We start from the raw sequence: 18421 nt of genomic DNA, 5'->3' as shown, positions 1-18421 counted from the left end.
CGCCCGCCCGCGCGGCGTACGGTGGGGCCGTGCTCGCCCTCCTCGTCCTGGCCATCCTCGTCGGTGGCGTCCTGCAGCGGGTCTCGGGGATGGGGTTCGGCCTGGTGGCCGGACCGTTCATCGTGCTGATCGTCGGCCCGCTCGAGGGCGTGCTGTTCGTCAACCTGGCCGGGGCGACCGCGTCGACCCTCATCCTCGGCCGAGTGGTCCGCGACGTCGAGTGGCGCAAGTTCGCGTGGCTGACCCTGTCGTCGCTGGTCGTCACCGTCCCCGCGGCCCTCGCCCTGCGCGAGGTGAGCGCCCCCGCCCTCGAGGTGACGATCGGGGCGTTCGTCGTGGCCGCGATGACATTGGCGGTGGTGACGACCCGGCTGCGCCGCGAGGGCCGGCACCCGGTGGACGCCGCGGCGGGCTGGCCGCTCGCGGTGACAGGGACGGCCAGCGGGATCGGGTCGGTCGCGGCCGGGATCGGCGGGCCGCCGGTCGCGGTCTACGCGGTGCTCAGCGGCTGGGACCCGAAGCGGTTCGCGGCCACGGCCCAGCCGTTCTTCGCGGCGAACGCGCTGGCGGCCATGGTGGCCAAGCTGGTGCTCTCCGACGCCTCGTTCCCGTCCATGGCGCCCTGGGAGTGGGTGGTGCTCATGGTCTCGATCCTCGCGGGTCTCGTGGTCGGCGACCGGCTCGCCCCGCGGGTCTCGGCGACCGCGACCCGCCGGGTGCTCATCGTGCTGGCCTACGTCGGCGGCGTGGCGACGCTGGTGCGCGGCCTGACCGGCCTGCTGTGAGCTACAGCCGCCCGACCGCGAGGACCTCCAGGACCGGACGGCCCGCCTCGTCGGAGGCCGGCAGGTCCACCAGCGCGGTGATCGCCCAGTCGCGGTCGCCGTTCGCGTCGTCCAGGATCTGACGGACCCACCAGGTGTCGGCCGGCACGGTCGTGGCGTCCGACGGCGGGGCGCCGGCGGGCAGGGCGGCCCCGGGCTCCAGCATGGTCAGCAGCGCGGCCGAGCGGGCGTCCGCCCCGAAGCCGATCGCGTCGTCGCCCTGGGTCTCGAAGAGGTCCTCCAGCGCGTCGGCCCAGGCGTCCCCGTCCCAGCCGGAGGCCTTGTCGAGGGTCTCCAGGGCGTCGTAGTCCTCCCGGGCGGCGAGCTCGACGCGCCGGAACATGGCGTTGCGCACCAAGCGCCGGAACGAGCGGGGGTTGCCGGTGACGGGCCGGGCGGGTGCCTCGGCGCCCGCCTCGGCGAGCTCGCCCTCCACCACGGTGTCGGCGTCGTCGTCGACGGGGTTCTGCAGCCGTTCCCACTCGTCCAGCAGCGAGGAGTCGACGCCGCGCACCAGCTCGCCGAGCCACTCGACGACCTCGGCGACCTCCTCGGTGCGGTGCTCCTCGGGCACGACCTGACGCACCGCGCGGTAGGCGTCGGCGAGGTAGCGCAGCACCACGCCCTCGGTGCGCTCCAGGCCGTAGGTGCTGACCATCTCGGCGAAGGTCATCGCCTGCTCGAGCATGTCGCGCACCACGGCCTTCGGGGCCAGCTCGGCCCCGGCGACCCACGGGTTGGACTGCTTGTACTGCGCGAACGCGGGTTCGAGCAGGTCCGCGAGCGGCTTCGGCCAGGACACCTCCTCGAGCAGCTCCATGCGCTCGTCGTACTCGATGCCCTCGGCCTTCATCTCGGCGACGGCCTCGCCGCGCGCCTTCTTCTGCTGGCCGAACAGGATCTGGCGCGGGTCGTCGAGCGTGGCCTCGATGACCGACACGACGTCGAGGGCGTGGGTGGGCGAGTCGACGTCGAGCAGGTCCATGGCCGCCAGCGCGAACGGCGACAGCGGGGCGTTGAGAGCGAAGTCCCGCGGCAGGTCCACGACCAGCCGCACGCTCGGGCGGTAGCCCGCGGGGCGGGTGTCGTCGGGGACGCGGACCCTCTCCACGACGCCGGCCACCCGCAGCGAGCGGTAGATGCGCAGCGCCTGGCGCACGTGGCCGGCCTGCTGGGCGGCGGTGTCGTGGTTGGCGGTCAGCAGGTGGCGCATCGCCTCGACCGGGTCGGCGGCGGCGCCGTCGCCCGTCCCCCGGGTGCGGGCCAGCACGTTGAGCACCATCGCGTGGTTGACGTGGAACTGGCTGGCCAGCGGCTCCGGCGGGGCGTCGCGCAGGCGGTCGAAGGTCGACTCGGTCCAGTTGACCGCGCCCGACGGGGCCTTCTTGCGGACGATCTTCTTCTTCTTCTTGGGGTCGTCCCCGGCCTTGGCGAGCGCCTTGCGGTTCTCGATGACGTGCTCGGGCGCCATGACCAGCACCTCGCCGAGCGTGTCGTAGCCCGCGCGACCGGCCCGCCCGGCGATCTGGTGGAACTCCCGGGCCGTCAGATGGCGCATGCGCTCGCCGTCGAACTTCACCAGCGACGTCATGAGCACGGTGCGGATCGGCACGTTGATGCCCACGCCCAGGGTGTCGGTGCCGCAGACGACCTTGAGCAGCCCCTTCTGGGTGAGGCGCTCCACGAGCCGGCGGTACTTGGGCAGCATCCCGGCGTGGTGCACCCCGACGCCGGCGCGCAGGTACTTGGACAGGATCTTGCCGAACCCGGTGCCGAACCGGAACGCGCCGATCTCGTCGACGATCGCCTGCTTCTCCTCCTTGGAGGCGAGCTTGGTGCTCAGCAGGGCCTGGGCGCGGTCGACGGCGTCCTTCTGGGTGAAGTGCACGACGTACACGGGTGCCCGGTGGGTCTGCACGAGCTCCTCGATGACCTCGGGCAGCGGCTCCTGGACGTAGGAGAACTCCAGCGGGACGGGCCGCTCGGCGCCGGTGACTTCCGCGACGTCACGGCCGGTGCGCTCGGTGAGGTCCTCGCGCAGCCGGGTGGTGTCGCCGAGCGTGCCGGACATCAGCAAGAACTGGGTCTGCGGCAGCTCGAGCAGCGGCACCTGCCAGGCCCAGCCGCGCTGCGGGTCGCCGTAGAAGTGGAACTCGTCCATGACGACCTGCGCGATGAAGTCGTCGTCGCCCGGGCTCCCGGCCCCGTTGCGCAGCGCGAGGTTCGCCAGGATCTCGGCGGTGCAGCAGATGATCGGTGCGTCGGCGTTGACCGCGCTGTCGCCGGTCATCATGCCGACGTTGCGCGACCCGAACGCGGCCACGAGGTCGAAGAACTTCTCGCTGACCAGCGCCTTGAGCGGCGCCGTGTAGTAGGTGCGCCCGCCCAGGCCGGACCGCCGCGCCGCCAGGGCCGCGAACTGCGCACCCATCGCCACCATCGACTTGCCCGACCCGGTCGGCGTCGCCAGGACGACGTGCGAGCCCGTCATGAGCTCGAGCAGCGCCTCCTCCTGGTGCGGGTAGAGCGGCCTGCCCGACGCGGCCGCCCACTCGCCGAAGCCCTCGAACAGCGCGTCCGGGTCCGGGGCCTGGCCCGTCGGGGCGGGCAGGTGCGGCAGCAGGGTGCCGGCGGGACGCGGGGCGGGGGTGACGGACGGGGCGGCGGTGTCGGTGGCAGTCATCGTGCGGTCATTGTGTCAGCCCGCCGCCGCTACGCCGCGTCCCACAGGCGGCGGTAGAAGGCGATCCGCTCGGCGTCGGGCTCGATGCCGTAGGCCGCGAAGAAGAGCGGCTCGTACCCGTCGCCGTAGTTCCAGCCCAGGCTCAGGCTTGCCGTGGCGAGGTCCGCCCACCGATCGGCGACCCCGAGCGTGCCCAGGTCGACGTGCCCGGCCCAGGTGCCGTCGTCGGCCACCAGGGTGTTGGGGGCGCAGGCGTCGCCGTGGCAGACCACGAGACGGTCGACGGGCGGCACGGGCCCGACATCGGCACGTGCGGCCGACGCGAGCCGCGCGACCCGGTCCGTCACGCTCCAGGAGAACGGGCAGTCCGCGACGGGCAGCGTGTCGTGCAGCGCGCGTAACCCGGTGCCGATCGCGCGGACGGCGGCCTCGGGACGGGCCAGCCACGACGGGTCGACGGCGGACCGGCCCGGCAGCGCCGCCGTCACCAGCCAGCTCCCGGCGTTGTCGCCACCACGGCCCAGGACGCGCGGGACCCGGGTGTAGCGGCCGGCCCAGACGAGGCGTTCCGCCTCGGCGTCCAGGTCGATCTCCGGCGTCCCCGTGGGCACCCACTTGACGTACCGCTCGCCCTGGCCGCCGGAGAGCCGGAAGGTCAGGCCACCGAGGGTGTTGCGCCACACCGGGGCGACGGCGTCGGCACCGGCCAGCGCGGCCACGGCGTCCGGGACGACGACGGGTCCGCGCGGCGGGGCGGCGAGGTCGCGGGACATGTCGTGATCCTGGCAGGTCGTCGACCCGGCGGCCGGGACCGCCGCGGTTGCGCACCGCGCACGCCGAGCTGGTGATCCTCGGGGCGCGCTCACAGCAGGGTGACGTGGCGCGAGCTGCGCAACGTCAGCACCTGACGGTCGTTGAGGTTCGCCCCGTGGCCGGAGGGCGTCATGAGGTTCGACGTGCTGCTGCCCGAGAGAGCGCTGCCCGCCCCGCCGGTGTGCGGGAGTCCCAGGGCGTGGCCGATCTCGTGCGCGAGCGTGCGCCGCGCGCCCAGCCCACCGTCGTCCACGGTGACGTAGTCCGTCAGCGGGCCGAGGGAGCACCCGGCCTTGCCCTCGACGTCCTCGACGACGAACGCCGTCAGCGGGGAGCCGGCGCCCGTCAGCGTACCGACGAGGTTGCTCGTGGCCCGACCCCGGAAGTATCCGCCCGCGTCCGTGAGGTCGTCCTGCAGCGCGCCGCCGTTGCAGCGCACCCGCCGGGCCGGCGCGGGCGCCGGGTCGGAGTCGACGGTGACGAACCGCCGACCGGCAGGGACCAGGCGGAACCGCGCCTCGCGGCGGAAGAGCCCGTCGGCGACCTCGACCGCCTCGCGGACCCGTTCGCGGGCGCGCGCGGCCGACGTCCCCGTCACCGGGGCGCCGTCGGCGCCCGCGAGCACGACCACCCGGAGCCGCAGCTTCTTCATCGGCCGGACGCCCAGCGCGCCGAGCGCCGCTCCCGGCAGACCGGCGGCGCGGTTCACCGTCTCCTGGACGACGTTGAGGCCCCCGGACCCGACCGAGCCGGCGCCCTTGCGGACGCCCCGACCGGCACGTCGCGCGGCACGGCCCGTCGTCCTCGACGCGCGCCGGGCGCTGCGTCCGACCGTCCTGGCCGCACCTCGGGCGCTGCGTCCGACCTTCTTCGCTGCCTTCTTCGCCTTCTTGGCGATCTTCCCGAACGTGCTGCCGAGTCCCATGGCGGGTCATCTCCTCGAGCTCGACCGGGCCCGCCGCCGCGGCCCCCTTTCCTGGAGGGAGGCGTCGCGGGGCTCGGGTGATACGAGAGCGTCGGTGCGACGCCGTCACGGAGCGGTTCAGCCCTCGTCGTCGGCGAGCAGCGCGTCGCAGACGTCCAGCAGCCGCCCCCGCAGCGCCTGCGCCCGTTCGGCGAAGGCGCGCTGGCGCCGGACGTACTCGACCTTGCCCGCCGCCGTCTCGATCGCGACCGCCTCGACGCCGTAGGCCGAGACGTCGTAGGGCGAGGCCGCCATGTCGGTGTACCGGATGTCGCGGGCCAGCTCGAAGGAGTCCAGCAGCAGCTCGCCCGGCACCGCGGGACCGAGCTTCTGGCACCACTTGTACAGGTCCATGTTCGCGTGCAGGCAGCCCGGCTGCTCCATCGCGACCTGGCGCTCGCGGGTGGGGCGGAGCTGGTTGGCGTCATGCGCCTCCGGGGTGAAGAACCGGAACGCGTCGTAGTGCGAGCAGCCGACGCGGTGCGACTCGACGACCTCGTCCGTGCCGGAGGCTCCCAGCCGCAGCGGCAGGGGGTGCCGGTGGTCGCGACCGGCCGCGGCGTCGCGGTAGACCATCGCCCACTCGTGCAGCCCGAAGCAGCCGAAGGTGCCGGGCCGACCGGCCGTGGCGCTCACCAGCGACCGGACGTAGCGCACGGTGTCGCCGCGCCCGGCGAGGAACGCCGCGGTGTCCAGCGTGGCGCCCGTGCCGCCGTCGGGCAGCGTCACCGTGCGGTACCAGCGCCAGGAGACGTGCTCGTCCGCCCCGGGCAGCACCCGGCCTGCGCCCGGGTGCCAGCGCCGCAGGTGGCTGACGCGGGTCGGGTAGTAGGTGAACAGGAAGTCCTCGATCGCGTGCTTCTCGCCCCGGTCGCGGGCGGCGCGCCAGACGGCGGTGAGCGCGTCGGCACGCCGCGCGTGCGCCGCCGCGGGCTCGCGCCAGCCGTCCACGACGACACCCCCGACGGGCTCGCGGAGAGCCTCGGGACCGGCGAGGAGAGAGGGCGGTGTCACCCGGCCAGCGTACGGCGGTCGTCGTACCGTGGAAGGAGACGGGAGGTGGTGACGATGGCCACCGTCGGCACGCAGTCGGACTTCGACCCGCACCAGGACGAGGTCGAACCCACGCCGCACGTCCCGCTGGACACGTGGGTGGAACGTCACGGCACCACGGTCGGTCTGCTGGTCGGGATCGCGGCCGTGATCGCGACCCTGCTGCGCTACGTGGACTGATCCGCGCGGCGCCGGGGGTCGTCCGGCGGTACCTTGCGGCCATGACGAGCTTCCCGTTCCGTCAGGTCGACGTCTTCGGCGACGGTCCCCTGGCGGGCAACCCCGTGGCCGTGGTGCACGACGCCGGGGCCTGGGACGAGCAGCGCATGGCCGCCTTCGCACGCTGGACCAACCTGTCCGAGACCACCTTCCTGCTGCCCGCCACGCACCCCGATGCCGACTACCGGGTGCGCATCTGGACCCCGGGCGGCGAGCTCCCCTTCGCCGGGCATCCCACGCTCGGGACCGCCCACGCGTGGCTCGAGGCGGGCGGGACGCCGGGTCGCGAGGACGTCGTCGTCCAGGAGTGCGGCGTCGGGCTGGTCGAGGTCTCGCGGACCGTGGACGGGCTCGCGTTCACGGGTCCGCCGCTGCGCCGGTCGGGACCGGTCTCGCCGGCGGACCGCGAGCGGATCGTCCGGGCGCTGCGCCTCCGGGACACCGACGTCGTCGACGCCGCGTGGGTCGACAACGGACCGGGCTGGGTGGGCGTCCGGCTCGCCGACGCCGCCGCGGTGCTCGCCGTCGGCCCCGATCCGGCCGCGCTCGGCGGCCTCGCCGTCGGCGTCGTCGGGCCGTACGGTCCGGGGGAGTCCGACGCGGACGTCGAGGTGCGCGCGTTCATCGCGGAGATCGGTGCGGCCGAGGACCCCGTGACCGGCTCGCTCAACGCCGGGCTGGGGGAGTGGCTCGCCGGCACGGTCCTGCCGACGGCCTACGTCGCCTCCCAGGGCACGGTGCTCGGCCGGCGGGGGCGCGTGCACGTGCGCCGCGACGGCGACGTCGTCCGGGTCGGTGGCTCCACGGTCACCACCGTGCGCGGCGAGGTCACCGTCTGACGAGGGTCAGCCGCCCCGGCGCTCCTCGAACTTCCGAGTCAGCCGGTCCTCGACCTGCCGGCTGTCGATGAAGTACGCGAGCGCGTGGAAGGCCAGGCCGACCGCCCACGGCAGCGTGGTCCAGAAGGCCCAGTCCACCCCGGGGTCCATCGACAGGTCGATGGCCCAGAGGAAACCGTTGACGATCACGAACACCCCGGCGTGCCACATCAGGCCGATCGCCGCTTTCGCCTGACGTCGTGCCGGGTCCTGCTCCGCACGGTCACTCATCACGTTCACCCCCGTCCTGGCCCGACGCTATGCCGGGGAGCGACCGTCGGGTAGGGGCTTTCGGCCCCTCGCCGCGGGCCGAACGGTCATCGTGGTCCGACGGCGGCGTCCCGCGGGGCGGGCGGCGGGGGAGCGGTGCGCCGGGCCACCGCGGTGAACAGCCGCTCCAGCGGGCCGCGGCCCAGCCAGACCCGCCACAGCGTGGCCGCCACCAGCGAGGCCAGGATCATCAGCAGCAGCGGCCCGTTCGTCGCCGACCCGATGAGGTCCCAGTGCCAGATCGCCACGATCTGCAGCGAGTAGACGGTCAGCGCCATCGACCCCACGGCGGCCAGCGGGGACAGCACCCAGCCGCCGACCCGTCCCACCGACAGGCACAGCCCCACCACGGCCACCGCGAACCCACCGGTGGCCACCACCTCCAGCCAGCTGTCGTCGTGCGGGCCGGCCAGCGCGAGGTACGCCGCCGTCGGCCAGGGATCGGTCCAGGACCAGCCGGGTGTGGACGCGACGGCGACCTGGTCACGCACGGCGAAGGGGCCGCCGAACCGGTCCACGACCGCCGAGGATGCCAGCGTGCCCACCACCACGGCCGTCAGACCGCCCAGCACCAGCCCTCGGCGCAGCAGGGCCGACGACAGGTCGCACCGCCCGATCGCCATCCCGGCGAACACGTAGGCCATCCACACCACCGCCGGGTAGTGGCCGGTCAGCAGGAAGTCCGTGACGGCCCCGGACCCGTCGTCCGGCGGGTGCAGGCCCGCGCGGCTCAGGGCGACCGGGCCCCAGTACGCCACCGGCGGCCCGGCCACGGCCACCACGACCGCCGCCCCGGCCAGCCGCCGCGGCCCCCACGTGAGGAACGGCAGCGCCAGCACGAAGTACGCCGCGTAGAAGCCCAGGATGAGCAGCACGCGCGTGCCGAGCAGGTCGAGGAGCGCCACGAGGGCGAGCAGGAGGACGGCCCGGACGAGCAGCCGGGCCCGCGCGTGGACCAGCACGTCACCGGCCAGGACCCGCGGGCCACCCGTGACCAGGGCGAGCGAGACGCCGGCGACCAGGGCGAACAGCACCGAGGACCGGCCGTCGGCGATGGTGAGCCAGGCCGTCGAGTCCTCGGCCACGCCGACGTGGGCGGTGAACATGCCCAGCACGGCCAGTCCGCGGGCGACGTCGAGCCCCACGACGCGTGCGGGACCGCCGAGGAGGCGCTCGCGGACCGTGGGCATGGCAGCGATCTTGCCAGCCGTCCCGTCTCGTGAGAAACGGGATGTGCTGACAGGGTGTCTTCACTAGGTTGGCGCCATGAGTGATCTGCCGACGGGTTCCGAGCCCGACTTCCCGGAGCCCCCGAGCCTGGGCAGCCCGGCCGACGGCCCGAACGGGAACGCCTCCGACGAGCCGTCGGGCGCGGCCCTCTCCGACGCGATCGAGGCCCCGAGCACCCACCAGACGGTGCCGAGCCAGGAGTCGGAGTCCTACACGCACGGACACCACGAGTCGGTGCTGCGCGCGCACCGCGCCCGGACGGCGCAGAACTCCGCCGGGTTCCTGCTGCCGCACCTCAAGGACGACATGCACCTGCTCGACGTCGGGTGCGGTCCGGGCACGGTGACGACCGACCTCGGGCGGGTGCTGGCCGGCGGGCGCGTCGTCGGCGTCGACGCCTCGGCGACGGTGCTCGAGGCGGCCCAGGCGCACGCCGACGCACTCGGGGCGCAGAACGTCCGGTTCGAGCAGGCCAACGCCTACGAGCTCCCCTTCGACGACGACACCTTCGACGTCGTCTACGCCCACCAGCTCCTGCAGCACCTGTCCGACCCCGTCGCCGCGCTGCGCGAGATGAAGCGGGTCACCAAGCCCGGCGGTCTCGTCGCCGCCCGTGACGCCGACTACCTCGCCATGGCCTGGTACCCGGAGTCGGCCGGGCTCACGGAGTGGAACACGCTGTACCACGAGGTCACACGCGCCTACGGGTTCGAGCCCGACGCCGGGCGTCGGCTGTTCTCCTGGGTGCTGCAGGCAGGGTTCGACGTCGCGGGCACCGTGCCCAGCGCGTCCTCGTGGTGCTACGCCACCCCGACGGACCGGGAATGGTGGGGCCAGGTCTGGGCCGAGCGGTGCGTGGAGTCGAACTTCGCGCGGCAGGCGCAGGAGTCCCACCTCGCCGACGACGTCGCCCTCGAGCAGCTCGCCCACGACTGGCGGGCCTGGGCCCAGGCGCCGGACGGCTGGTTCGCCGTCCTGCACGGCGAGGTGCTCGCCCGGGCCTGACCAGCCGTGGCCCGGCCACGCCGCCGGACGCGGGAACGCCCGGTCCGCCAGGAGGCGGACCGGGCGTTGCCGTGCGGGCGTGCGGACCGGCGTCAGCCGTTGCCCAGCAGCTCCTCGATCTCCTCGTCGGAGTAGCCCTGCTCCTCGAGCTGGCGCTCCAGCTCCTGCTGGATCGCCGGGGCCTGCTCCTCGAGGGTCGACACGAGGAACACGTTGACGACGATCGCCAGGATGATCGCGACGACCGACAGCACCGTGCCGAACAGCGCCATGCCTCGGCCGGCCGCCGTCCCCCGCTTCGCCTGCACGAGCGCCATGATGCCCAGGACGATGCCGATGATGGCGAGGACGATGGCACCGATGTTGAGCACCGGGATCCACGAGCCGAGCACCGCGAGGATGCCGAGGACCAGCGCGGCGATCGCCAGCCCACGGCTCGGGGCCGGCCCCTGCGTGGGCGTGCCGCCGGCGTAGGGGGCGGCCGGTGCGCCCTGGGCCGCGTACGGCTGCTGGTGCCCGGCGTCGTAGGCCCCGGCGTCGCGGCGGTCGGCGTCGTAGGCCCCGGCGTCGCGGCGGTCGGCGTCGTGGTGCTCGGTGTCGTGGCGGTCGGGGCGGGACGGTTCGTCGCGGTGCGGTGCGTTCGAGTCGTCGTGCGGCGTGCTCATGATGCCCCTTCGGTCGCTGAGTGTGTCGATGCAGGTTATCGGCATCGGGGCGCCTGCGCCTCCGCCCACGAGGGCGGACGGCCGGTTAGCCTGGACCCGTGCGTATCGCGAGATTCACCACCGGTGACGACCCCCGCTTCGGCTTCGTCCAGACCGAGGGCGACAGGACCTACCTCGCCGTCCTCAGCGGCGACCCGCTGTCCATGCCGGCGATGCCGACGGGCGAGCGGATCGAGCTCGGCGACGGGGTGCGGCTGCTCTCGCCCGTGATCCCGCGCTCGAAGGTCGTGGGCGTCGGCCGCAACTACATGGACCACGTCCGGGAGATGGGCGGGGAGCCGCCGACGGCGCCGCTGCTCTTCCTCAAGCCCAACACGTCCGTCGTGGGGCCGGACGACCCCGTCGTGCTGCCGGAGTGGACGACGGAGGTCTCCTACGAGGCCGAGCTCGCCGTCGTCATCGCCAAGCCGTGCAAGGACGTCGAGCCGGAGAACGCGCGCGCCTACGTGCTCGGCTACACCGTGGCCAACGACGTCACCGCCCGGGACGCCCAGCGCACCGACGACCAGTGGGCGCGGGCCAAGGGTTTCGACACGGCCTGCCCCCTCGGGCCGTGGATCGAGACCGACCTCGACCCCGAGGACGTCGGCGTGGTCTCGCGCGTCAACGGCGAGACCAAGCAGGACGGTCGCACCGCGGAGATGATCTTCGACGTCGACTACCTCATCTCCTACGCCTCCAAGGCCATGACCCTGCTGCCCGGTGACGTGCTGCTCACCGGGACCCCGGCCGGGGTGGGGCGGATCGAGGCCGGTGACCGGGTCGAGTGCGAGGTCGACGAGATCGGCGTGCTGGCCAACCCCGTGGTGCGTCGCGAGGACTGAGCGGGAAGAGGGCGTGCGATGTCGGCGTGCTGCGAGCCGCAGGGCTACGAGAAGGTCTTCGACGACCGCGAGGCACGTCGCGCCGCCGCGCGGTACGCCCGGTCCGGGCTGACCACCCTGCCGCGGCGCACGCTGGAGCTCTACCGCGACGGCGTGATCGGCGGCTCGACGCTGCTCGAGGTGGGCGGCGGCATCGGTGACTTCTCCGCCGAGATGCTCGGCGCCGGCGTCGACCGGGCCGTCTGCGTGGACATGTCCACCGGCTACGACGCCGTGGCCGCCCGCCTGCTGGCCGACGCGGGCCTGACGGGCCGGGCGGGCCGCCGCACGGGCGACCTGGTGACGCACCCGGACCTGGCCGGCCCGGCCGACGTCGTCGCCCTGCACAGCGTGGTGTGCTGCTACCCCGACGCCCGAGCGCTCGTCACCGCGGCCGCGGACCGGACCCGGCGGTACCTCGTGCTGGCGTTCCCGCGGGACACCTGGTGGATGCGCGCGGCGGGCGGCGTGCTCAACGTCTACCCGCGCCTGCGGGGCAGCGACTGGCGCTTCCGGGTCCACCGGCCGGACGACGTGGCGCGTGCGGCCACCGACGCCGGGCTGCGCCTGGTGCGCGAGGAGCGCTTCGCCTTCGACCACCACCTGGTCTTCGCGCGCTGAGCCGACCCCGGGCGACCCGTCGGCGTCGGACAACTAGGCTGTGCCCGTGATCCCCGCAGCTGGTACCTCCTCCGTCCGTGTCCGCTTCGCACCCTCCCCGACCGGCATGTTCCACGTCGGCGGTGCGCGCTCCGCGCTCTTCAACTGGGCCGTCGCCAAGCAGACCGGCGGCCGGTTCGTGCTGCGGATCGAGGACACCGACACCTCGCGCAACAAGCCCGAGTGGGTCGACGGCATCCTCGCGGCGCACGCGGCCCTCGGCATGCACGCCGACGACCCGACGTTCGAGGGGCCGTACTTCCAGTCGGCGAACCTCGACAAGCACCGCGAAGCACTCCGGACCCTGCTCGCGGCCGGCAGCGCCTACTACTGCGACTGCACCCGCGACGACGTCACCGCGCGGACCGGCAGCCAGCAGTCGGGCTACGACGGGCACTGCCGCGACCGCGGGCTGACCGAGGCCCCGGGCCGGGCGCTGCGCTTCCGCACCCCGGACGAGGGCGAGACGCGCGTCGTGGACCTCATCCGGGGCAACCCCGTCTTCCCGAACGGCGCGATGGAGGACTTCGTCGTCGCGCGCGGCGACGGGTCGCCGGTCTTCCTGCTGGCCAACGTGGTCGACGACCTCGACGAGGGCATCACGCACGTCATCCGGGGTGAGGAGCACCTGTCGAACACGCCCAAGCAGCAGCTGCTGTGGATCGCGCTGGGCGCGGAGCCGCCGGTGTGGGCGCACCTGCCGGTCATCGTCAACGAGAAGCGCCAGAAGCTCTCCAAGCGCCGCGACAAGGTCGCCCTCGAGGACTACCTCGCCGAGGGCTACCTGCCGGCCGCGATGGTCAACTACCTCATGCTGCTGGGCTGGGCGCCGGGCAACGACGAGGAGATCCTGCCGTTCGAGGAGATGATCGAGCGGTTCCGCATCGAGGACGTCAACAGCGCCGCGGCGTTCTTCGACCTCAAGAAGCTCGCCGCGTTCAACGGTGAGTACATCCGCGCGCTGAGCGTCGACGAGTTCATCGCCGCCGTCGGACCGTGGCTGCGGGCCCCGCACGCGCCCTGGGCCGAGGAGCAGTTCGACCCCGCCGCCTTCGCCGCCGTCGCGCCGCTGGCCCAGTCGCGGGTCGCGCTGCTCGGCGACATCACCGACAACGTCGACTTCCTGTTCCTCGACGAGCCCGTGTTCGACGAGAAGTCCTGGAACAAGGCCATGAAGCCCGGCGCCGTCGAGCTGCTCACGGACGTGCGGGCCGCGCTGGCGACGCTCGACCCGTGGGAGGCCGAGCCGCTGAAGAACACCGTCGCCACGGCGGGGGAGTGGCACGGCATGAAGCTCGGCAAGGCGCAGGCGCCGGTCCGTGTGGCCGTCACCGGCCGCACGATCGGTCTGCCGCTCTTCGAGTCCCTGGAGGTGCTCGGTCGCGAGCGGACCCTCGGCCGGATCGACGCCGCCCTGGCCGCGCTCGCCGAGAACCCCCCGCAGGACCCGGTGCGATGACGACGTTCGGCGTCCCGCCACGCCGCGTCGACGGTGTCCTGCTCGACATCGACGACACCCTGGTGGACACGCGGGGAGCGTTCGCCGCGGCGCTGCGGGCCGTGGCGGAGGCGCACCTGCCCCAGGACGTCGACCACGGCGCGGTGCTGGACCACTGGCGCTCCGACCCGGCCGGCCACTACCGCCGCTACACGCGGGGCGAGACCGACCACCGCACGCAGCGTCGCCTGCGCGCCGACCTGCTGCACCGGACGTTCGGCGGGGCCCCGGTGGGCGAGGAGGCGTTCGACGCCTGGGACGAGCTGTTCTGGGGGACGTTCGAACGGTCGTGGCGGGCCTTCGACGACGCCGCAGGGTTCCTCGACGGGCTCCGGGCGGCGGGCGTCGCCCTGGGGGTCGTCACCAACGCCGCCGTGGCGCTGCAGGAGCAGAAGCTCGCCGCCGTCGGCCTCGACCTGCCGATCCTCGTCGGCGTCGACACCCTCGGCTACGGCAAGCCGCACCCGGACGTCTTCGTCGAGGGGGCGCGGCGCCTGGGGACCCTGCCGGGTCGCACCGCCTACGTGGGGGACGAGCCGCGTGTCGACGCGACCGCCGCGCACGAGGCGGGCCTGCTGGGCGTCTGGCTGGACCGGCCGGGCGCCCGGCGAGCGGACGAGCACGACGCCGACGTCGCGGCCATGCGGGCACGGGGCATCGTCGTCGTGCCGGGGCTGGCGGCGGCGCTCCCGGACCTCGTCGGCGACGCCTGACGGCCGCGCCGCGCCGACCGTGGGCCGGTCGGTCCGGCGGCGTCGGGCGGGCGCGGCGGGCGTGACGAAGGGCACCCGTCGGCCGGTTTGGATCCGGGGCTCTCGTCCGGTAATGTTTCCGGTCGTTGGGCCACGCAGGGAACGCCGACAAAGATCGGATATGTCCCGCTTGGTCCGGACACCATGGGGTATGGTGTAATTGGCAGCACGAGTGGTTCTGGTCCACTTAGTCTAGGTTCGAGTCCTGGTACCCCAGCGCAGCGCTCTACGTCACACCTCACGAGGCCCTGATCCGGTCTCACGGTGCGCTAGAGTTCTCACCGGCAAGTCGCTCCTCGGATCGACCAACCATAGGCCCCCATCGTCTAGCGGCCTAGGACGCCGCCCTCTCACGGCGGTAACGCGGGTTCAAATCCCGCTGGGGGTACGCATCATCGTCCGTCACGGACGGTGCGCAGACTCCGTTCGCGGGGTCACGTCCGGCCCCCATCGTCTAGCGGCCTAGGACGCCGCCCTCTCACGGCGGTAACGCGGGTTCAAATCCCGCTGGGGGTACACATCGCGAAGGCCCGGTCCGACAGGACCGGGCCTTCGTCGTGCGTGGGGTGCTCGCCGCCGGGACCCGACCCCGCCGCGTCACAGGAACGGGTCGGGGACGGTGGTGCCGCCGGTGGACTCCTCCGCGTCGTCGCGGCCGGAGCGCCGCCGTCGGGCACGTCGCCACGAACGCAGCACGTCCGACGGGCCCACCGTGGCCGGCTCCGCCGTCGACGTCGGGTGGTCCTCGAGCGTGGTGGGGGACCCCGTCGCCGGTGCGGGCTCTCCGGCGGCGACCACCGGGATCTCCGCCGTGCCCGGCCGCCGCGCGGCCCGCTCGGACGGGACGATCGCGGGCGGGCGGGGTGGCTGATCGCCCTGCGCGGATGGTGGCTTCGGCGAGAAGATCGTGTCGCACAGCGTGCGGTAGGTCTGGTCCGCGTCGGGGACGCGGTCGATCTGCCGCAGTACCTGGTCCTGGCCGGCCGACTCCATGACGAAGCGGCCGTAACCCAGCAGCTGACCCATCAGCGTCCGTGTGTACCCCATGTCCGTCACCTTGGTCATGGGCATCATCGCCACCTTGTGGATGATGAAGCCGTAGCTGAGGAGCAGCCGCTTGTCGGTGGCGACGAACCACTCGTAGTGCCATTCGGCCCACCGCAGCACCAGGCGCGCCACGACCGGGGCCCAGAGGATCCAGACCCAGCCCACCTGCGTCGTGGAGTGCAGCCACGCCACGAGCATCGTCACGGCGATCGTCGTCACGACCGGCTCGACGAGCTTGGACCAGTGCAGGCGGGTGGCCACCGTGACCTTCTCGCCGGCCAGCACGTAGCGCCGCAGGTGCCGGTGGCGCCGGACCGCGAGCTCGGGGTCGGCGAAGCTGCTCATGACATCAGGTTCGAGACGAACTCCCCGAAGCTGGCGAACGCCCCCACGATGACGTCCCACAGGGCCTGGACGATGTCGGCGGAGCGCTCAGGGCTCGTCACGATCGCGTAGATCAGGAAGATCACGACGATCCACATCAGCACGGTCTTGGCCTTTCCCGACATCCGGTCCTCACGCCTCTCGGGTCACGAGACTGTGTTGTCCCGCTGCTGGTGAGCCTACTGACCGGGACGTGATGTTCGTGACAATCGGGTCGGCGCGCCGTCAGTCCCCGGCGCGCTGCAGCACCTCGGTCAGACGGTTCGCCGCGGCCATCACCGAGGCCGAGTGCAGCCGGCCGGGCTGGCGCGTGAGGCGTTCCACCGGACCGGAGACCGAGACCGCGGCGACGATCCGCCCCGACGGTCCGCGGACCGGGGCCGAGACCGACGCGACGCCGAGCTCCCGCTCGGAGACGGACTGCGCCCAGCCGCGCCGGCGCACGCCGGACAGGATCGTCGCGGTGAACACCGCCTCGCGCAGCCCGCGGTGCAGGCGGTCCGGCTCCTCCCAGGCCAGCAGGACCTGGGCGGCCGAGCCGGCCTGCATGGTCAGCGTGGCGCCGACCGGGATGGAGTCGCGCAGGCCGACGGGCCGTTCGGCGGCCGCGACGCACACGCGGTGGTCGCCCTGGCGGCGGTAGAGCTGCGCGCTCTCGCCGGTGTGGTCGCGCAGCGCGGTCAGCACCGGGTTCGCCGCGGCGAGCAGCCGGTCCTCGCCCGCCGCGGTGGCGAGCTCGTTGAGCCGGGGCCCGAGCACGAACCGTCCCTGCATGTCCCGTGCGACGAACCGATGGTGCTCGAGCGCGACCGCCAGGCGGTGCGCGGTAGGTCGCGCCAGTCCGGTCGAGGCGACCAGCTGCGCGAGGGTGGCCGGACCGGCCTCCAGTGCTCCGAGTACGGACGCGGCCTTGTCCAGTACGCCGACTCCGCTAGTATCGTCCATAGGTCGATACTGACGTCTCGCGTACTGAGATTGCAAGTTCTCAGCGGGTGAGGGCTCCCGCCGTCACGTCAGAGCCCGCACGATGGAATGGACGACGAGCCGCTCACGAGGCGGCGGACGAGGAGGTCGCGATGGCCGGCACGTTGGCAGAGAAGGTCTGGGAGGCGCACCTGGTGCGCCAGGGCACGGACGGGGCACCGGACCTGCTCTACATCGACCTGCACCTGGTGCACGAGGTCACGAGCCCCCAGGCCTTCGAAGGGCTGCGTCTCGCGGGACGGCCCGTCCGCCGTCCCGACCTGACCATCGCCACCGAGGACCACAACACCCCCACGCTCGACATCGACCTGCCGATCGCCGACCCCACGAGCCGGACCCAGATCGACACCCTGCGGAACAACGCCGCGGAGTTCGGCGTGCGCCTGCACTCGCTCGGCGACGCCGACCAGGGCATCGTCCACCAGGTCGGCCCGCAGCTCGGTCTCACCATGCCGGGGCTGACCGTGGTGTGCGGCGACTCACACACGTCGACGCACGGCGCTTTCGGGGCGCTCGCCTTCGGCATCGGCACCTCGGAGGTCGAGCACGTGCTGGCCACCCAGACGCTGCCGCTGGCCCCGTTCAAGACGATGGCGATCACCGTCAACGGCGACCTGCCGCCCGGCACGACGTCGAAGGACATCATCCTGGCGATCATCGCCAAGATCGGCACCGGCGGCGGCCAGGGCTACGTGCTCGAGTACCGCGGCGAGGCGATCCGCCGGCTGTCGATGGAGGCGCGGATGACCATCTGCAACATGTCCATCGAGGCCGGCGCCCGGGCGGGCATGATCGCCCCCGACGAGACCACGTTCGAGTACCTGAAGGGCCGTCCCCACGCCCCCGAGGGCGAGGACTGGGACGCCGCCGTCGAGTACTGGCGGACGCTGCGCAGCGACGACGACGCCGAGTTCGACACCGAGGTGGTGCTGGAGGCCGCCGACCTCGAGCCGTTCGTCACCTGGGGCACGAACCCCGGCCAGGGGCTGCCGCTGTCCGCCTCCGTGCCCGTGCCCGCCGAGATCGCCGACGAGGGCGAGCGCGTGGCCGCCGAGCGCTCCCTGGAGTACATGGGGCTCGAGGCCGGCACGCCGCTGCGCGACATCGCCGTGGACACCGTGTTCATCGGCTCGTGCACCAACGGCCGCATCGAGGACCTGCGGTCCGTGGCGAAGGTCCTGCAGGGCCGCACCAAGGCCGACGGCGTGCGGGTGCTCGTCGTGCCCGCGTCCGCCCGCGTCCGGCTGCAGGCCGAGGCCGAGGGCCTGGACGTCGTCTTCAAGGACTTCGGGGCCGAGTGGCGCAACGCCGGGTGCTCGATGTGCCTCGGTATGAACCCCGACCAGCTGCAGCCGGGGGAGCGGGCGGCGTCGACGTCGAACCGGAACTTCGAGGGGCGCCAGGGCAAGGGCGGCCGCACGCACCTGGTCTCGCCGCTCGTCGCGGCCGCCACGGCCGTGCGCGGCACGCTGTCCTCCGTGGCCGACCTCGACCTGGGCGAGGACATCGACCTGACCACGTTCGACGGGTCCCCGCTGGCGCCGCTGACCGCGCCGTCCTTCGTCTGAG

General features: G+C 73.4%; 19 protein-coding genes and 3 tRNA genes. 12 read left to right on the top strand and 10 right to left on the bottom strand.

The features are described from left to right. Positions 1–29: 29 nt before the first annotated feature. Entirely contained in the window at positions 30–785 is a 756-nt protein-coding gene (locus HLI28_RS09450) for a TSUP family transporter (protein ID WP_171247263.1), read from the top strand. 1 nt (position 786) lies between these two features. Here HLI28_RS09450 and HLI28_RS09445 read toward each other — a convergent pair whose 3' ends face one another. The 4 genes from HLI28_RS09445 to HLI28_RS09430 all read right to left on the bottom strand — a co-directional run bounded on the left by HLI28_RS09445 (position 787) and on the right by HLI28_RS09430 (position 6235). Continuing rightward, positions 787–3507, bottom strand: coding sequence for a DEAD/DEAH box helicase (locus HLI28_RS09445; RefSeq protein WP_171247262.1), 2721 nt, complete (start codon positions 3505–3507; stop codon positions 787–789). 29 nt (positions 3508–3536) lie between these two features. Then, positions 3537–4280, bottom strand: a complete 744-nt coding sequence (locus HLI28_RS09440) for an aminoglycoside 3'-phosphotransferase (protein ID WP_171247261.1) — start codon at positions 4278–4280, stop codon at positions 3537–3539. 89 nt (positions 4281–4369) lie between these two features. Further along, positions 4370–5245, bottom strand: a complete 876-nt coding sequence (locus HLI28_RS09435) for a zinc metalloprotease (RefSeq protein WP_171247260.1) — start codon at positions 5243–5245, stop codon at positions 4370–4372. Between the two features lie 117 nt (positions 5246–5362). Then, the gene (locus HLI28_RS09430; protein WP_171247291.1) at positions 5363–6235 is read right to left on the bottom strand and encodes a 3-methyladenine DNA glycosylase; all 873 of its coding nucleotides are present in this window, start codon (positions 6233–6235) and stop codon (positions 5363–5365) included. Positions 6236–6352: 117 nt separating this feature from the next. On the opposite strand from HLI28_RS09430, the gene HLI28_RS09425 reads away from it, so the two are divergent. Together HLI28_RS09425 and HLI28_RS09420 are read left to right on the top strand one after the other, a co-directional pair. Further along, positions 6353–6517 carry a hypothetical protein gene (locus tag HLI28_RS09425; RefSeq protein ID WP_171247259.1) on the top strand — a complete coding sequence of 55 codons (165 nt, stop codon included), beginning with the start codon at positions 6353–6355 and terminating at the stop codon, positions 6515–6517. A 41-nt stretch (positions 6518–6558) separates the two neighbouring features. Beyond that, entirely contained in the window at positions 6559–7395 is an 837-nt protein-coding gene (locus HLI28_RS09420; RefSeq protein WP_171247258.1) for a PhzF family phenazine biosynthesis protein, read from the top strand. Positions 7396–7401: 6 nt separating this feature from the next. Here the strand turns inward: HLI28_RS09420 and HLI28_RS09415 are convergent, their stop codons facing one another. Together HLI28_RS09415 and HLI28_RS09410 are read right to left on the bottom strand one after the other, a co-directional pair. Next, positions 7402–7665 (bottom strand): 2TM domain-containing protein, encoded by a 264-nt coding sequence (locus tag HLI28_RS09415; protein WP_171247257.1) that lies wholly within the window; start codon positions 7663–7665, stop codon positions 7402–7404. A gap of 86 nt (positions 7666–7751) precedes the next feature. Further along, a complete protein-coding gene (locus HLI28_RS09410) occupies positions 7752–8894 on the bottom strand; it encodes a heparan-alpha-glucosaminide N-acetyltransferase domain-containing protein (protein ID WP_171247256.1) in 1143 nt (380 codons plus the stop codon). A gap of 226 nt (positions 8895–9120) precedes the next feature. Between HLI28_RS09410 and HLI28_RS09405 the strand changes: the two genes are divergently transcribed. Further along, positions 9121–9939, top strand: a complete 819-nt coding sequence (locus tag HLI28_RS09405) for a class I SAM-dependent methyltransferase (protein ID WP_304604475.1) — start codon at positions 9121–9123, stop codon at positions 9937–9939. Positions 9940–10031: 92 nt separating this feature from the next. Here HLI28_RS09405 and HLI28_RS09400 read toward each other — a convergent pair whose 3' ends face one another. Then, entirely contained in the window at positions 10032–10604 is a 573-nt protein-coding gene (locus HLI28_RS09400; protein WP_171247254.1) for a DUF4190 domain-containing protein, read from the bottom strand. Between the two features lie 98 nt (positions 10605–10702). Between HLI28_RS09400 and HLI28_RS09395 the strand changes: the two genes are divergently transcribed. The 7 genes from HLI28_RS09395 (at position 10703) to HLI28_RS09365 (ending at position 14953) form a co-directional block, all read left to right on the top strand. Then, entirely contained in the window at positions 10703–11488 is a 786-nt protein-coding gene (locus HLI28_RS09395; protein WP_171247253.1) for a fumarylacetoacetate hydrolase family protein, read from the top strand. Between the two features lie 18 nt (positions 11489–11506). Continuing rightward, complete coding sequence (locus tag HLI28_RS09390) at positions 11507–12148, top strand: class I SAM-dependent methyltransferase (RefSeq protein WP_171247252.1); 642 nt, start codon at positions 11507–11509, stop codon at positions 12146–12148. Between the two features lie 106 nt (positions 12149–12254). After that, a complete protein-coding gene (gene gltX, locus HLI28_RS09385) occupies positions 12255–13646 on the top strand; it encodes a glutamate--tRNA ligase (RefSeq protein ID WP_171247290.1) in 1392 nt (463 codons plus the stop codon). Then, positions 13643–14398, top strand: a complete 756-nt coding sequence (locus HLI28_RS09380) for an HAD family hydrolase (protein ID WP_171247251.1) — start codon at positions 13643–13645, stop codon at positions 14396–14398. The genes gltX and HLI28_RS09380 overlap by 4 nt, the downstream gene beginning before the upstream one ends. A 184-nt stretch (positions 14399–14582) precedes the next feature. Further along, positions 14583–14654, top strand: a tRNA-Gln gene (locus HLI28_RS09375). 98 nt (positions 14655–14752) lie between these two features. Continuing rightward, positions 14753–14825: transfer RNA gene (locus HLI28_RS09370), tRNA-Glu, on the top strand. A gap of 55 nt (positions 14826–14880) precedes the next feature. Then, positions 14881–14953 (top strand) — tRNA-Glu (locus tag HLI28_RS09365). Positions 14954–15034: 81 nt separating this feature from the next. On the opposite strand, the gene HLI28_RS09360 is transcribed toward HLI28_RS09365, so the two are convergent. The 3 genes from HLI28_RS09360 to HLI28_RS09350 form a co-directional block, all read right to left on the bottom strand. Then, complete coding sequence (locus tag HLI28_RS09360; protein ID WP_171247250.1) at positions 15035–15829, bottom strand: PH domain-containing protein; 795 nt, start codon at positions 15827–15829, stop codon at positions 15035–15037. Further along, positions 15826–15993: a hypothetical protein gene (locus HLI28_RS09355; RefSeq protein WP_171247249.1), complete on the bottom strand. Its 168-nt coding sequence runs from the start codon at positions 15991–15993 to the stop codon at positions 15826–15828. The genes HLI28_RS09360 and HLI28_RS09355 overlap by 4 nt, the downstream gene beginning before the upstream one ends. A gap of 100 nt (positions 15994–16093) precedes the next feature. Continuing rightward, on the bottom strand, positions 16094–16813 hold the full coding sequence (locus tag HLI28_RS09350; RefSeq protein WP_171247248.1) for an IclR family transcriptional regulator: 720 nt from the start codon (positions 16811–16813) through the stop codon (positions 16094–16096). Positions 16814–16944: 131 nt separating this feature from the next. Here HLI28_RS09350 and leuC point away from each other — a divergent pair, with 131 nt between their 5' ends. Then, positions 16945–18420 carry a 3-isopropylmalate dehydratase large subunit gene (leuC, locus tag HLI28_RS09345; RefSeq protein ID WP_171247247.1) on the top strand — a complete coding sequence of 492 codons (1476 nt, stop codon included), beginning with the start codon at positions 16945–16947 and terminating at the stop codon, positions 18418–18420. Position 18421 lies beyond the last annotated feature (1 nt).

Origin of the sequence: Isoptericola sediminis (assembly GCF_013085345.1) — a bacterium.
GTDB lineage: Bacteria > Actinomycetota > Actinomycetes > Actinomycetales > Cellulomonadaceae > Isoptericola > Isoptericola sediminis.
Note: the sequence above shows the minus strand (reverse complement) of the source record. Positions and strands in the feature narration are given on the sequence as shown.